This is a genomic window from Streptomyces sp. NA04227 (assembly GCF_013364195.1).
Taxonomy (GTDB): Bacteria; Actinomycetota; Actinomycetes; order Streptomycetales; family Streptomycetaceae; genus Streptomyces.
In genome coordinates this window covers 3,837,802-3,851,936 of record NZ_CP054918.1, presented here as the reverse complement: position 1 = coordinate 3,851,936, position 14,135 = coordinate 3,837,802, and the positions used below count along the sequence as shown (strand labels likewise).

At 71.3% G+C, this 14,135-nt stretch carries 11 protein-coding genes; 8 read left to right on the top strand and 3 right to left on the bottom strand.

Features of this window, described 5'->3' with window-relative positions:
* Positions 1-150: 150 nt before the first annotated feature.
* The 3 genes from HUT18_RS16365 (at position 151) to HUT18_RS16355 (ending at position 3,941) form a co-directional block, all read left to right on the top strand.
* Complete coding sequence (locus HUT18_RS16365; protein ID WP_254879026.1) at positions 151-1,338, top strand: HTTM domain-containing protein; 1,188 nt, start codon at positions 151-153, stop codon at positions 1,336-1,338.
* Positions 1,339-1,348: 10 nt separating this feature from the next.
* Entirely contained in the window at positions 1,349-2,296 is a 948-nt protein-coding gene (locus tag HUT18_RS16360) for a TrmH family RNA methyltransferase (protein ID WP_368661530.1), read from the top strand.
* A 307-nt stretch (positions 2,297-2,603) separates the two neighbouring features.
* On the top strand, positions 2,604-3,941 hold the full coding sequence (locus HUT18_RS16355) for a Bro-N domain-containing protein (RefSeq protein ID WP_176101386.1): 1,338 nt from the start codon (positions 2,604-2,606) through the stop codon (positions 3,939-3,941).
* A 232-nt stretch (positions 3,942-4,173) separates the two neighbouring features.
* Here HUT18_RS16355 and paaN read toward each other — a convergent pair whose 3' ends face one another.
* Positions 4,174-5,868 (bottom strand): phenylacetic acid degradation protein PaaN, encoded by a 1,695-nt coding sequence (gene paaN / locus HUT18_RS16350; RefSeq protein WP_176101385.1) that lies wholly within the window; start codon positions 5,866-5,868, stop codon positions 4,174-4,176.
* 149 nt (positions 5,869-6,017) lie between these two features.
* On the opposite strand from paaN, the gene HUT18_RS16345 reads away from it, so the two are divergent.
* Both HUT18_RS16345 and HUT18_RS16340 read left to right on the top strand, forming a co-directional pair.
* The gene (locus HUT18_RS16345) at positions 6,018-7,544 is read left to right on the top strand and encodes a 3-hydroxyacyl-CoA dehydrogenase (RefSeq protein WP_176101384.1); all 1,527 of its coding nucleotides are present in this window, start codon (positions 6,018-6,020) and stop codon (positions 7,542-7,544) included.
* Positions 7,541-8,137: a TetR/AcrR family transcriptional regulator gene (locus HUT18_RS16340; RefSeq protein WP_176101383.1), complete on the top strand. Its 597-nt coding sequence runs from the start codon at positions 7,541-7,543 to the stop codon at positions 8,135-8,137. Before HUT18_RS16345 ends, HUT18_RS16340 begins: the two co-directional genes overlap by 4 nt.
* 210 nt (positions 8,138-8,347) lie before the next feature.
* On the opposite strand, the gene HUT18_RS16335 is transcribed toward HUT18_RS16340, so the two are convergent.
* The gene (locus HUT18_RS16335; protein ID WP_176101382.1) at positions 8,348-8,878 is read right to left on the bottom strand and encodes an Lrp/AsnC family transcriptional regulator; all 531 of its coding nucleotides are present in this window, start codon (positions 8,876-8,878) and stop codon (positions 8,348-8,350) included.
* A 182-nt stretch (positions 8,879-9,060) separates the two neighbouring features.
* Here HUT18_RS16335 and pdhA point away from each other — a divergent pair, with 182 nt between their 5' ends.
* The 3 genes from pdhA to HUT18_RS16320 are packed head-to-tail and all read left to right on the top strand — an operon-like array spanning position 9,061 to position 12,868.
* A complete protein-coding gene (pdhA, locus tag HUT18_RS16330; protein ID WP_176101381.1) occupies positions 9,061-10,239 on the top strand; it encodes a pyruvate dehydrogenase (acetyl-transferring) E1 component subunit alpha in 1,179 nt (392 codons plus the stop codon).
* Positions 10,236-11,240, top strand: a complete 1,005-nt coding sequence (locus HUT18_RS16325) for an alpha-ketoacid dehydrogenase subunit beta (protein ID WP_176101380.1) — start codon at positions 10,236-10,238, stop codon at positions 11,238-11,240. The genes pdhA and HUT18_RS16325 overlap by 4 nt, the downstream gene beginning before the upstream one ends.
* Positions 11,240-12,868 (top strand): dihydrolipoamide acetyltransferase family protein, encoded by a 1,629-nt coding sequence (locus HUT18_RS16320; RefSeq protein ID WP_176101379.1) that lies wholly within the window; start codon positions 11,240-11,242, stop codon positions 12,866-12,868. Before HUT18_RS16325 ends, HUT18_RS16320 begins: the two co-directional genes overlap by 1 nt.
* Before the next feature lie 320 nt (positions 12,869-13,188).
* On the opposite strand, the gene HUT18_RS16315 is transcribed toward HUT18_RS16320, so the two are convergent.
* Complete coding sequence (locus HUT18_RS16315) at positions 13,189-14,127, bottom strand: GNAT family N-acetyltransferase (protein ID WP_176101378.1); 939 nt, start codon at positions 14,125-14,127, stop codon at positions 13,189-13,191.
* Positions 14,128-14,135 lie beyond the last annotated feature (8 nt).

The following is a 14,135-nucleotide window of genomic DNA, read 5'->3' as shown; positions in this document are numbered from 1 at the left end:
GTCCCGTTCCCTGGCCAGCCGGTCCAAGGATCCCCGATCCAGGGACCGGCACTCCCTCCCACACTGGCACTCCCGCCGACACCCCCGCCCCCGCCCCGATCCCACGTACCTCCCGTATCTCCCGCACCGCCCAAAGCCCCCGCAGGCGTTCTGCACGCCCTTTCCCGAGGCGTCACCCGGATCACCGGCTTCGCGCTCGGCCCGTACCAGACCGCGATCATCCGGATCGGCTTCGCGCTCACCTGGCTGCTGTACCTGCTGCGCGAATTCCCGCACCGCCACGAGCTGTACGGGCCGGACGGGCCGTGGAGCTGGGACCTCGCACAGCGGCTCATCGAGCGCAATGACGCATTCACGGCGCTGATGTGGTCCGACAGCGGACTGTGGTTCGAGAGCGTCTACGGGCTCGGCATGCTGTCGAGCGTGCTGCTGCTGCTCGGCTGGCGCACGCGGACGATGTCCGTGCTGTTCATGATCGGTGTGCTGTCCCTGCAGAACCGCAGCGTGTTCATCGGCGACGGCGGGGACAACGTCCTGCACCTGATGGCGATCTACCTCGTCTTCACCCGCTGCGGCCAGGTCTGGTCCCTGGACGAGCGGCGCGCACGCAGGGCCCGGGAACGTGGCGTCGCGGGGGACCGGTCCGGGATCGTCCTGTGGTGGCTGCTGGGGGCGGCCCTGCTCACGCTCTCGCTGCTCGGCAAGCTCAGTACGGGCTGGCTGCTGCTCTTCTACGGGCTCTGGCTGGTCCAGGGCATCTGGTGGGTTCTCGGTCGCCGCGCGCCCCACGGCGAGCCGCGCGCGCTGTGCGACGTGGTGGCGAACCTCGTCCACAACGCGGCCCTGTTCGTGATCATGGCCGAGGCCTGCCTCATCTACGCGACCGCGGGCTGGTACAAGGTCCAGGGCAGCCGCTGGCAGGACGGCACCGCCGTCTACTACCCGCTGCACCTCGACTACTTCTCGCCCTGGCCCGCCCTCTCCGACCTGATGACTTCCTACGGCCTGCCGGTCATGCTGATGACGTACGGCACGGTCATGGTGCAGGTGGCGTTCCCGTTCACCCTGATCAACCGGCGGGTCAAGAACGTCCTGCTCGGCGTGATGATCGTCGAGCACGCCGTGATCGCCGTCGTGCTCGGACTGCCGTTCTTCTCCCTCGCGATGATCGCGGCCGACGCGGTCTTCCTGCCGACCTCCTTCCTGCGCCGCCTCGGCCGTGCGGCCGGACGGGTCCGCGACCGGCTCCTGCCCGGCCGGTCCGTCGCCGGTGCGCCCTACCGGGCCGTCCTCGACGGCGTCCCGCACACGCCCTCCCCGGCGAACACCCCCTCGTAGGCTTCGGACCATGAACGACTCGGCCGCCGACACCACGAGCGGGAGCGGATCCGGCCCCGCCGCCCCGGACCCGCGGGAGCCCCGGCCCGCACCGATGGCCGGGCCACGACGGTCCACCGGCCCGGAAGACGCCCTGGGCACGTGGCGGGAACTGACGGCCTCGGCCTCGCGATCGACTGCCGCCGGAGCAGCGGAAGGTGCGGAAGTTGAGGCGGCGGCAGGAGCGCCGCCCGCCCAACTCGTGCTCCTGGACGGCTTTCACGCACTGAAGCACGCCGTGCGGTTCGGGGCGCACGTGCCGGTGGCGCTCACCGCCGACCGGGAGTCCGCGCTCGCGCTCGCGGCCGAGCTCGCGCCCGACGTCCTCGGCCCGCTCAACGCGCTGCTCGTGGAGGTGCCGGAGGACGCACTGCGCGGCTTGGTCCCGAGGCTGCATCCCACGGCCGTCGCCGCGCTCGCGGTGCGGCCCCGCCGTACGGAGAACCTCGCGGCGCTCGCGCGGCTGCCGCGCCGGGCGCCCGTCGTCCTGCTCGACGACCCGAGAAACCTCGGCAACGCGGGGGCCGTGATCCGTCTCGCGGCGGGCTTCGGCGTCACCGGGGTCGTCACCACCGGCACCGTCGACCCCTGGCACCCTACGGTCGTACGGGGCGGTGCCGGGCTCCACTTCGCCACCGCCGTCGAACGCGTCGACGTGGCCGCCCTGCCGCCCGGTCCCCTCTTCGCCCTCGACCCCGAGGGCCGCGACATCCGGCGCATGCACCTGCCGGACGACGCCGTACTGGCCTTCGGCTCCGAACGCAGCGGCCTCTCCGCCGAGGTGCGCGAGCGCGCCACCCACCTCGTCTCCCTGCCGATGCGCCCCCAGGTCTCCAGCTACAACCTCGCCACGAGCGTGGCCATGACCCTCTTCCACTGGTCCACCGGTTCCGCCTCCGCTCCGCCCGCCACCGGGTGATCACAGCGCCGAACGAGCGCCGAACGAGCGCCGAAAAAACTACGGCCATATGTGTGACCTTCGTACGTCTGTCTCGTTGTGCCGGGTGCGCGGAGACAACTGGAGCAACGGGCGTCGAGGGTTTGAGTGGTGGTTGCCGGTACGCGTGAGCGCGGCCGGTCGTGCAGTACGTGGGAAATGGTGAGCCGATCTCCGCTCCTAGGGCCGGGAAAAGGTCCGCCTTTTCTGCCCCCGGGCGTCCATAGGGGGTTGTCCCTTCCTGCCCTCGTCCTTCCGGGGGCGGCGGTCTCCAAGGAGACTCACCGCGATGTACACAGAGGAGTCCTTGCTGGACTCGGCCCGGCTCCGGGCCACACTCGCCGACCGGACCCACGTCCTGGACGACATCAAGACCCTGCCGTTGCTCGCCGACGGCACCCACCTCACGGCGGCGACGCTCGCCGACTACCTCGAAATCGACGCCGTCGTACTGCGCCGGGTCGTCCGCAAGTACGCGGACGAGCTGAGGAAACACGGCTACCGGCAACTCCAAGGGCGCCAACTCGCCGAGTTCCTCGCCCGGAACATGCCCGAACGCCGTCAAGGCGCCCGCACCATCTCGGTGTTCACACGGCGTACGGCACTGGTGCTCGCCATGATCGTGCGGCACAGTCCGGTCGGCGAGGTGGTTCGGCGTGCGCTGTTGGACTCGGTGTCCGAGGCGCCGCCAGGGGAAGCGAGTTCGGTACTCGTGCACAGGAAGTTCCCGCAGACCGGTGAGCCGATCCGGTTCGTCCTCATCAACGGTGAGCCTTGGTTCGCCACCGTGGACCTTTGCAGGATTCTCGGCCGAGGGAACCCCACCATGGCGAGTCGCCTAGTGGGTCGCGTGAACACGAGGACTGTTGATCTGAGGAGGGTGGCCCTCATTCCGAATGAGGGGGGTGACGTATCCGCAGGTCAGGAAAGTCATGTTCGGAACCCACGGACCCTGAACCTCGTCAGCGAAGCCGGTCTCTACATCCTGCTCATGCGCTCCGACAAACCCGCCGCCAAGGCCTTCCAGGAGTGGGTCACCGCCGAACTCCTCCCCTCCGTACGCCGTGGCGACGCCGACCTCGGATGGCACCGGGAACGGATGGCCGAGACGCTCGTCGAAGCGGTCGGCACCGGCGGCCTGCACCCTGTCGCCGACATCAGCGGCACGCTGGACACGGAGCTGACGGTCATGTCCGACGGCACCGTGCACTGCCCGCACGGCGAGATGGAGATCAGGGTTCCCGACGGAAGCGAGAACAGCGGACCGCCCTTCGGCCCTTACTACCGCTGTCCCGCCCTGGAGAACGTGGGGATCAACGGAAGCCGGGTGCTGCGAACCTGCGCCGCGGTCAAGTTCGTCGACGTCGTACGCCATGTCACGCGAAGCGGCGTCCAGCGACCGCGCCCCACCCCGGGCGCCACCCGAACCACCGCACCGGAGGAACCCGCCCCCCAACCCCCCACGCGGACCGAGCCCACAGACTCTCCTGCCGAAGCCGAAGCCGAAGCCGAAGCCGAAGCCGAAGCCGGGCTCGTGCTGAGCATCGGTCCGGCCCGAGTACGAGGCCGCGCCCCCGAAATCGCCGCGGTGCTGCGGCACTTGGGGCTTCTCTCCTTGCCCTGCTGAGCAAGGGCCGGGTGCGCAGGTCCGGATGAACGAACCGGGCCCACCCGGCTGCCGCTCCCCTCAGTCGTCTCCCCCGCCCCCTCCACACGGATGAGGACAGGGGAGACGCACTGTGGAAGGCGGCGCTGGGGCGAAACTCTCCACGGGGGCCTCGGCCGGGACTCTCTGTGGATCCCCAACCGCTTCCCCGCTTTGTCCAGTTATCCAGTTATCCAGCCTCCCGGCTGCGAACTCAGCCCTCCCGGCGGATCTCCACCACGCGGAACCGGTTCGACACGAAGGCGCCGTCGCACAGGGCCGCGTTGGCCGCCGGGTTGCCGCCGGAGCCGTGGAAGTCGGAGAAGGCGGCGGTCTGGTTGACGTACACCCCGCCGGTCAGGTTCAGCGAGAGCTGGGCGCACTCCTCCAGGCAGACGTCCTGTACGGAGGTGGTGACCTCGGCGGAGGTGGTGTAGGCGCCGACCGTCATGGCGCCCTTCTCGCGCACCGTACGACGCAGCAGGTCCAGGGCGGCCTCGGTGGAGTCGACCGCCACCGCGAAGGAGACCGGGCCGAAGCACTCGCTGAAGTAGGCGGCCTCGGCGTCCGGCTTGGTGCCGTCCAGCTTCACCATGACCGGCGTACGCACGACAGCGTCGGGGAACTCCGGGTTGCTGATCTCCCGTGAGGCCAGGGCGACTTCGCCGAGACCGGGCGCGGCGTCCAGGCGCTGCTTGACGCCCGGGTTCACCAGCGCGCCGAGCAGGGCGTTGGCGCGGGCGTCGTCGCCGAGGAGTCCGTCGACCGCCGCCGCGAGGTCGGTCACGACCTCGTCGTAGGACTTGGGGCCCGCGTCGGTGTCGATTCCCGCGCGCGGGATGAGCAGGTTCTGCGGGGTGGTGCACATCTGGCCGCTGTACAGGGACAGCGAGAAGGCCAGGTTGGCGAGCATGCCCTTGTAGTTGTCGGTGGAGTCGACGACGACGGTGTTGACGCCCGCCTTCTCCGTGTAGACCTGCGCCTGGCGGGCGTTGGCCTCCAGCCAGTCGCCGAACTCGGTGGAGCCGGTGTAGTCGATGAGGCGGACCTCGGGGCGCAGCGCGAGGGTCTTGGCGATGCCCTCACCGGCGCCCTCGGCGGCGAGCGCGACCAGGTTCGGGTCGAAGCCGGATTCGGCGAGGACCTCGCGGCAGATCTGCACGGTCAGCGCGAGCGGCAGCACCGCGCGCGGGTGCGGCTTGACGAGGACCGGGTTGGCGGTGGCCAGGGAGGCGAACAGGCCCGGGTAGCCGTTCCAGGTGGGGAAGGTGTTGCAGCCGATGAGCAGGGAGACGCCGCGGCCGACCGGGACGAAGGCCTTGTGCAGCTCCAGCGGGTCGCGCTTGCCCTGCGGCTTGGACCAGCCGGCCTCGTCCGGGGTGCGCACCTGCTCGGCGTAGGCGTAGGCGACCGCTTCCAGACCGCGGTCCTGGGCGTGCGGGCCGCCGGCCTGGAAGGCCATCATGTAGGCCTGTCCGCTGGTGTGCATGACGGCGTGCGCGAACTCGTGCGTGCGCGCGTTGATACGGGCCAGGATCTCCAGGCAGACCGCCGCCCGGGCCTCGGCGCCCGCGTCCCGCCAGGCGCCCATGCCCGCCCGCATCGCGGGCAGCAGGACATCCGGGTCGGCGTGCGGGTAGGTGACGTTCAACTTGGGGCCGTAGGGGGAGACCTCGCCGCCCACCCAGTCGTCGGTCCCGGGCTGGTCGAGCTCCACGCGGCCGCCGAGGAGCGCGTCGAAGGCCGCCTTGCCCTCGGGCAGGGAGAGGCTGCCGTTCTCGCCGTACGCCTTGGGGTGTTCCGGATACGGGGACCAGTAGGCGCGGCTGCGGATCGTTTCCAGGGCCTGGTCGAGAACGGGCCGGTGCTTCTCGATCAGCTCGTGCACGGACTGTGCGGCGGCGGTCATGCGGGACCAACTCCTCCTTCGACCGGCTTCATGGCGAACCCGGCGGGCTGGGCAGGAACGGGCGGACAGAGTTAGAGTAACCGAACGATCGGTCGGGACAAGAGGGTCCGCCGAACCTGTGGAAAACCCGGTGCGGGAGGATCGCGAGCATGACAGCACTCGACCCCAGCAGGCCCGCCGGTGCCGTAGGCGTGGTCGGCACCGGAACCATGGGCCAGGGCATAGCCCAGGTCGCGCTAGTGGCCGGACATCCCGTACGTCTCTACGACGCCGCGCCGGGCAGGGCGAAGGCCGCGGCGGAGGCGATCACGGCGCGGCTCGCGCGGCTCGTGGACAAGGGGCGGATGAGCCCCGAGGACCGGGACACAGCGCTCGGCCGTCTGTCGCCCGCCGAGGAACTGTCCGAGTTCGCCGACGCGATCCTGGTCGTGGAAGCGGTCCTGGAGGACCTTGACGTCAAACAGCGGCTGTTCACCGCTCTCGAGGAGATCGTCTCCGCGGACTGTCTGCTCGCCACCAACACCTCCTCCCTCTCGGTCACCGCCATCGGTGGCCCGCTGCGCCGTCCCGGCCGGTTCGTCGGGCTGCACTTCTTCAATCCGGCGCCCCTGTTGCCGCTGGTCGAGGTGGTTTCGGGCTTCGCCACCGACGTCACCTCGGCGACCCGTGCGTACGAGATGGCGCGCGCCTGGGGCAAGCGGCCCGTGGCCTGCGCGGACACCCCCGGCTTCATCGTCAACCGCATCGCGCGCCCCTTCTACGCGGAGGCCTTCGCGGTCTTCGAGGGCCAGGGCGCGGACCCGGCCACCATCGACGCCGTGCTCCGTGAGTGCGGCGGCTTCAAGATGGGCGCGTTCGAACTCACCGACCTGATCGGGCAGGACGTCAACGAATCGGTGACGCGCTCGGTCTGGGAGTCCTTCTTCAACGATGTGAAGTTCACGCCGTCCCTCGCCCAGCGCCGTCTCGTCGAGTCGGGACGTCTCGGGCGCAAGTCGGGGCACGGCTGGTACGGATACGGCGACGACCAGGGAGAACAGCCCGAGCCGCACACCGCGGAAGCGGCCGAACCGCCCGCCTTTGTGGTCGCCGAGGGCGAACTCGGTCCGGCCGCGGAGCTGCTCACGCTGATCCGTGAGGCGGGCATCCCGGTCCGCGAGGAGGACGAGGACCACGGCACCCGCCTGGTCCTGCCGGGCGGTGGCCAGCTCGCGCTCGCGGACGGCCAGACCTCCGTGGAGTATCGCGACGTCGTCTACTTCGACCTCGCCCTCGACTACCGCGCGGCCACCCGGATCGCCCTGTCCGCCTCCCAGGACACCGGCCAGCGCACCCTCAGGGAGGCCATCGGCCTGTTCCAGGCGCTCGGCAAGAAGGTCAGCGTCATCGGCGACGTGCCGGGCATGATCGTCGCGCGTACCGTCGCCCGGCTGATCGACCTCTCGCACGACGCGGTGGCCAAGGGCGTCGCCACCGAGGAGGACATCGACACGGCCATGCGGATGGGCGTCAACTACCCGCTGGGCCCCTTCGAATGGAGCCGCAGGCTCGGCCGGACCTGGGCCCACTCGCTCCTGGACGACCTGCATCTGCGCGACCCCGGCGGCCGCTACGCTCCCTCCCTCGCGCTGTACCGGCACGCGTACGCCTCCGAGAACCGGGAGTCCGCACCATGACCACGCCTCGGCGCGACACCTACACCCCGGAGTCGCTGCTCGCCGTCGCGGTCACCGTCTTCAACGAGCGCGGCTACGACGGCACGTCGATGGAGCACCTGTCCAAGGCGGCGGGCATCTCCAAGTCGTCCATCTATCACCACGTCTCGGGCAAGGAAGAGCTGCTGCGCCGGGCCGTGAGCCGGGCCCTGGACGGCCTGTTCGCGATCCTCGACGAGGAACCCGCGCGCAGCGGCCCCTCGGCCCGCCGCCTGGAGTACGTCACCCGGCGCATGGTCGAGGTCCTGACCGCCGAACTGCCCTATGTGACCCTGCTGCTGCGGGTGCGCGGCAACACCGACACCGAACGCTGGGCGCTGGAGCGGCGCCGCGAGTTCGACCACCGGGTGGCCGACCTGCTGCGGGCGGCGGCCCAGGAGGGCGAGGTCCGCAGGGACATCGACGTACGGCTCGCCACCCGGCTGGTGTTCGGAATGATCAACTCGATCGTCGAGTGGTACCGGCCGGACGGCGGCAGCATCATCCCCCGGGACATCGCCGACGCGGTGGCGCGGCTGACGTTCGCCGGACTGCGTGCCGAGGACGAGAGCTGAACGGGCGCCCTGCCGGGACCCGTTGACGCGACGGTACGGGCCGGACTCCGCGGGCGACCGCAGGGGTCCGGCCCGTTCCGGTTAGGCCGCCGCCGACCCGCGGCCTGCGCTCAGGGCCCGGCGTCCGGGCTCGGCTGCCGGGCTCAGGGCTCGGCTCCCGGGCGCAGCTGCTGGGCTCAGCTGCCGGGCTCCCGGGCGCAGCTGCTGGGCTCAGCTGCCGGGCTCCAGGTCCTCCTCCTCGAAGACGAGCAGCGTGCGGGTGCTCAGAATCTCCGGGATGGCCTGGAGGCGGGTCAGGACGAGTTCGCGCAGCGTGCGGTTGTCCGGGGCGTGCACCATCAGCAGCACGTCGAAGTCGCCGCTGACCAGGGCGATGTGTGAGGCGCCGGGCAGTTCGCGCAGTTGCTCGCTCACGGTGCGCCAGGTGTTCTGCACGATCTTCAGGGTGATGTACGCCGAGGTGCCCTGACCTGCGCGTTCGTGGTCCACGCGCGCCGCGAAACCGCGTATCACGCCGTCGGCGACCATGCGGTTGATACGGGCGTAGGCGTTCGCGCGCGAGACGTGGACCTGTTCGGCCACGGAACGTATCGAGGCCCGGCCGTCGGCGCGGAGGATGTCGAGGATCGCGCGGTCCACGGAGTCGAGCGGGCGCGGCGGCGTCCAGGGAATGCCCTGGGGCGGAGGCAGTGACAGCTCCTCGCGCTCGGCGTCACCCTCGGCCATTCGTTCAGATGCCATGCGCCCCCGCCTCCATACCATGGACGTACTGCTTCCATACGACGCTGTGGAGAACCGATTGTCCACAGACTGAAGGTGCCTGTAGCCAAAATGTGCCGCTGACCGAACAATCGGTTGGTGAGGCGCATCACACGTGCGCTCCGAGCCACTCCCCACGAACCGCCCACGAGGAGGTGCACGCGGTGAAGAGGAACAGCCCGACGGTTCTGGACGAGCAGCGGGGCGCTTACCGGCCCACCCCGCCGCCCGCCTGGAAACCGCGCACGGATCCCGGCCCGCTTCTTCCCGACCCCGAGCCGTACCGGGTCCTCGGCACCGAGGGTGCCCTGAAGGCGGACCCGGCGCTGCTGCGGCGCCTGTACGCCCAGCTGGTACGCGGCCGCCGCTACAACGCGCAGGCCACCGCCCTCACCAAGCAGGGCAGGCTTGCCGTGTACCCGTCGACCACCGGCCAGGAGGCCTGTGAGATAGCCGCGGCCGACGTCCTGCGGGAGCAGGACTGGCTGTTCCCCAGCTACCGCGACACCCTCGCGGCGGTCGCCCGCGGCCTCGACCCGGTCCAGGCGCTGACCCTGCTCCGCGGCGACTGGCACACCGGCTACGACCCGCGCGAACACCGCATCGCCCCGCTGTGCACCCCGCTCGCCACCCAACTGCCGCACGCGGTCGGCCTCGCCCACGCGGCCCGGCTGCGCGGCGACGACGTCGTCGCGCTCGCCCTGGTCGGCGACGGCGGCACCAGCGAGGGCGACTTCCACGAGGCGCTGAACTTCGCCGCCGTCTGGCAGGCACCGGTCGTCTTCCTGGTGCAGAACAACGGCTTCGCGATCTCCGTGCCGCTCGACAAGCAGACCGCCGCCCCGTCCCTGGCCCACAAGGCCGTCGGGTACGGAATGCCGGGCCGCCTGGTCGACGGCAACGACGTGGTGGCCGTGCACGAGGTGCTCACCGAGGCCATCCAGCGGGCACGCACCGGCGGCGGACCCACCCTGGTCGAGGCCATCACCTACCGCATCGACGCGCACACCAACGCCGACGACGCCACCCGCTATCGCGAGGACAAGGAAGTCGAGGTCTGGCGCGGACACGACCCCATCGCCCTGCTGGAGCGGGAGTTGACCGAACGCGGACTGCTGGACGACGACGGCAAACAGGCGGCCAAGGACGAGGCCGAGACGATGGCGGCCGACCTGCGGGCCCGGATGAACGCCGACCCGGTGCTCGACCCGATGGACCTGTTCAGCCATGTCTTCGCCGAACAGACCTCCCAACTGCGGGAACAGGCGGCCCAGTTGCGGGCCGAGCTGGACGCGGAGGCGGAGAACGACACGCACAACGAGCCGGGAGGGACCGGGCGATGACCACCGCTGCCGTCAAACCGGCGACCATGGCGCAGGCCCTCGGGCGCGCGCTCAGGGACGCCCTGGCAGAGGACCCCACCGTCCATGTGATGGGTGAGGACGTCGGCACACTCGGCGGCGTCTTCCGTATCACCGACGGCCTCGCCAAGGAGTTCGGCGAGGACCGCTGCACCGACACCCCGCTCGCCGAGGCGGGCATCCTCGGCGCCGCCGTCGGCATGGCCATGTACGGGCTGCGGCCGGTCGTGGAGATGCAGTTCGACGCCTTCGCCTACCCGGCCTTCGAGCAACTCGTCTCGCATGTGTCGCGCTGGCGCAACCGCACCCGCGGCGCCATGCCGCTGCCGATCACCATCCGCGTCCCCTACGGCGGCGGAATCGGCGGCGTCGAGCACCACAGCGACTCCTCCGAGGCGTACTACATCGCCACCCCCGGCCTGCACGTGGTCACCCCCGCGACGGTCGACGACGCCTACGGCCTGCTGCGGGCGTCCATCGCCTCCGACGACCCGGTCGTCTTCATGGAGCCGAAGCGGCTGTACTGGTCCAAGTCCCAGTGGAACCCGCAGACGCCGACGGCCGTGGAGCCCCTCGGCCGCGCGGTGGTCCGCCGCCCCGGCCGCAGCGCCACCCTGCTCACCTACGGCCCCTCCCTGCCGGTCTGTCTGGAGGCCGCCGAGGCGGCCACGGCCGAGGGCTGGGACCTCGAAGTCGTCGACCTGCGTTCGCTGGTGCCCTTCGACGACGAGACCGTCTGCGCCTCGGTGCGCCGCACCGGCCGCGCGCTGGTGGTGCACGAGGCGACCGGCTTCGGCGGCCCCGGCGGCGAGATCGCCGCCCGGGTCACCGAGCGCTGCTTCCACCACCTGGAGGCACCCGTGCTGCGGGTCACCGGCTTCGACATCCCGTACCCGCCGCCGATGCTGGAGCGGCACCATCTGCCCGGCGTGGACCGCATCCTCGACGCCGTGGCACGGCTGCAGTGGGAGGCGGAGAGCTGATGGCCCAGGTTCTCGAATTCGCCCTGCCCGACCTCGGCGAGGGACTGACCGAGGCGGAGATCGTCCGCTGGCTGGTGCAGGTCGGCGACGTGGTCGCCATCGACCAGCCCGTCGTCGAGGTCGAAACGGCCAAGGCCATGGTCGAGGTGCCCTGCCCCTACGGCGGCGTGGTCACCGCGCGCTTCGGCGAGGAGGGCACCGAACTCCCCGTCGGTGCCCCGCTGTTGACCGTCGCCGTCGGCGCGACCGAGGCCGGACAGGTGAACGGCCACTCCGGCACGGATGGCGGATCCCCCGCCGCGAGTGCCGCCCGTGGCGCCGACGACACCGGCACGGGCTCCGGCGCGACGTCCGGCTCCTCGGGGGCCGCGGGGTCTTCGGGGTCGGCCGGGTCCGGTGCCGCGGAGTCGTCCGGCAACGTCCTCGTCGGCTACGGCACGGGCGCCGCGCCCGCCCGCCGCCGCCGGGTACGCCAGACACCGGCCGCGACATCGGCACCTGCTGCGGCTTCGGCCGCCGCACCCGCCGCGGCCCCGGCACCGACCCCCGTACCGGCCCCTGCACCGACCCCCGCACCGGCCCCTGCACCGGCTCCGGCAGCTGCCCGGACTTCGCGGACCGTGGGGCAGGCAGTGGACGGGTCCCCGTCGCCGCACGGCGAGGGCCCGATTCCGGTGATCTCGCCGCTGGTGCGACGGCTGGCCCGTGAACACGGCATCGATCTGCGGGAGTTGCCCGGCTCAGGACCGGACGGGCTCATCCTGCGGGGCGATGTCGAGAACGCGATCACGGCCGCGGGCCTGCGCGAAACCCTCGCCGGGGGCTCGCGGCAGCCGGAGCCCGTCGCGGCCGGGACGGCACCGGCACGCCCGGCCACCGCAACGGCACGCCCGGCCACGGCACCGGTCCGGACGGGCACGTCGTCGGCGGCGGCCGGGGCGAGCAGCCGGGTTCCGCTGAGAGGAGTGCGCGGCGCGGTCGCGGACAAGCTCTCGCGCAGCCGCCGGGAGATCCCGGACGCGACCTGCTGGGTCGATGCCGATGCCACGCTGCTCATGCGGGCACGTGCCGACATGAACGCGGCGGGTGGCCCGAAGATCTCCGTGATCGCCCTGCTGGCCCGGATCTGCACGGCGGCGCTGGCCCGCTTCCCGGAGCTCAACTCGACCGTCGACACCGAGGCCCGGGAGGTCGTACGGCTCGATCGGGTGCACCTGGGATTCGCCGCCCAGACCGAGCGTGGCCTGGTGGTGCCGGTGGTACGGGACGCCCAGGAGCGCGACGCGGAATCGCTGACCGCCGAGTTCGCCCGGCTCACCGAGTCGGCGCGGGCCGGAAGTCTCACGCCCGCCGATCTCACCGGCGGCACCTTCACCCTGAACAACTACGGGGTGTTCGGGGTCGACGGTTCCACGCCGATCATCAACCACCCCGAGGCCGCGATGCTCGGCGTCGGCCGGATCGTCCCCAAGCCCTGGGTGCACGAGGGCGAACTGGCGGTACGGCAGGTCGTACAACTCTCGCTCACCTTCGACCACCGGGTCTGCGACGGCGGAACGGCGGGCGGCTTCCTGCGGTACGTGGCCGACTGCGTGGAACAGCCCGCGGTGTTGCTGCGGACGGTGTGAGACGCGGGACGCGGGACGCCGGGCGTGAGGCGCGAGCCGTGAGATACGTGCACGTGCCCTGCGCTGCTCACACCGTGAGCCCACGAGGTGAGCAGGCGGTGTGAGCAGGCGGCGTGAGGTCTGAGCTGTGAGGCAGGCGGCGTAAGGCCACGAGCCGTAGGCAGTCGACGGTTGACCGGGCGGCGGGCGGTACTGCGCCGCCCGCCGACCGGTCAACTCACCAGTGCGTCAACTCTCCAGTGCGTCAACTCGCCAACCCATCGACCCGCCAGCCCGTCAACTCGCGCCCGCCCGGGACCGGGTGAGGCGCGTGCGGCGGGTCACGGTGCTGCCGGGGGCTCCAGTACGACGCGGATCTCGGTCACCTCGTAGCCGCCGCGGTCGAAGGCCGCGGCCATCGGGACGTTCGTGGTGTCGGTCGTCGCGGTGATGCGCTCGGCGCCCTCGGCGGCGTGGAAGCGGGTGATCTCGGCGAGGATCTCGTCGATCAGTCCCTTGCCGCGCTGCTCGGGCACCACACCGAGGTAGCCGACGTTGCGGTGGTACGGGGTCGCCGAGGGTATGGCCAGACCGGCGAGGGTGCCGTCGGGGAGGTACGCGAGCCGCCACCAGGAACGCTCGCCCGGGCAGTCGAGGTAGAACTGCATGTCCTCCTCGGCCAGTTGACGGGTGTCCTTGGTGCGCAGCTCGTCACGGGTGTTCTCGTCGAGGCTGCCCTCCGACACCCGGGCGAAGGCCTCCCGGAACTCCTCGTCACCGGCCTCGCGGAAGGTCAGCCGGTTGCCGGTCCCGGGCAGTCCCGCCGCCGGAGTCCACTCGTAGCGCAGGCGCCGGATCTCCCGGCTCAGTCCCGTACGCGAGGCGGCTTCGCGGCGCCAGGCGACCGCCTCGACCATGTCCGGCCGGGTGTGCCGGTCGGCGGGGAGGGAGAGGTTGTACAGCGGGAGCGTGCCGAAGGCGGTATGCCCGGCGTCGAGGAGTCCGGTGGCGAGGGCGGCCGGATCGGCGACCGTGGACCGTACCTGGAGGCAGTCGAGAGCGATGGGCCGCTCACTGTCGGCACGGCCCCACCACAGTGCGCGGGCCAGGGTCTGTCCGTCCTCGTCCTCCGCGATCCAGATCCACTCCGGGCGGAACCGGTTGGCGTCGAGCTCCTCGCGGATCCGCTCGGGGGTGAGGGCGGCTAGCGGACCGTCGGCCGGGTAGGCGGCGGCACGGTCCAGAACTGTGGGGTCCGCGGTGGCGGAAATGAATCGCATTTGGCTCA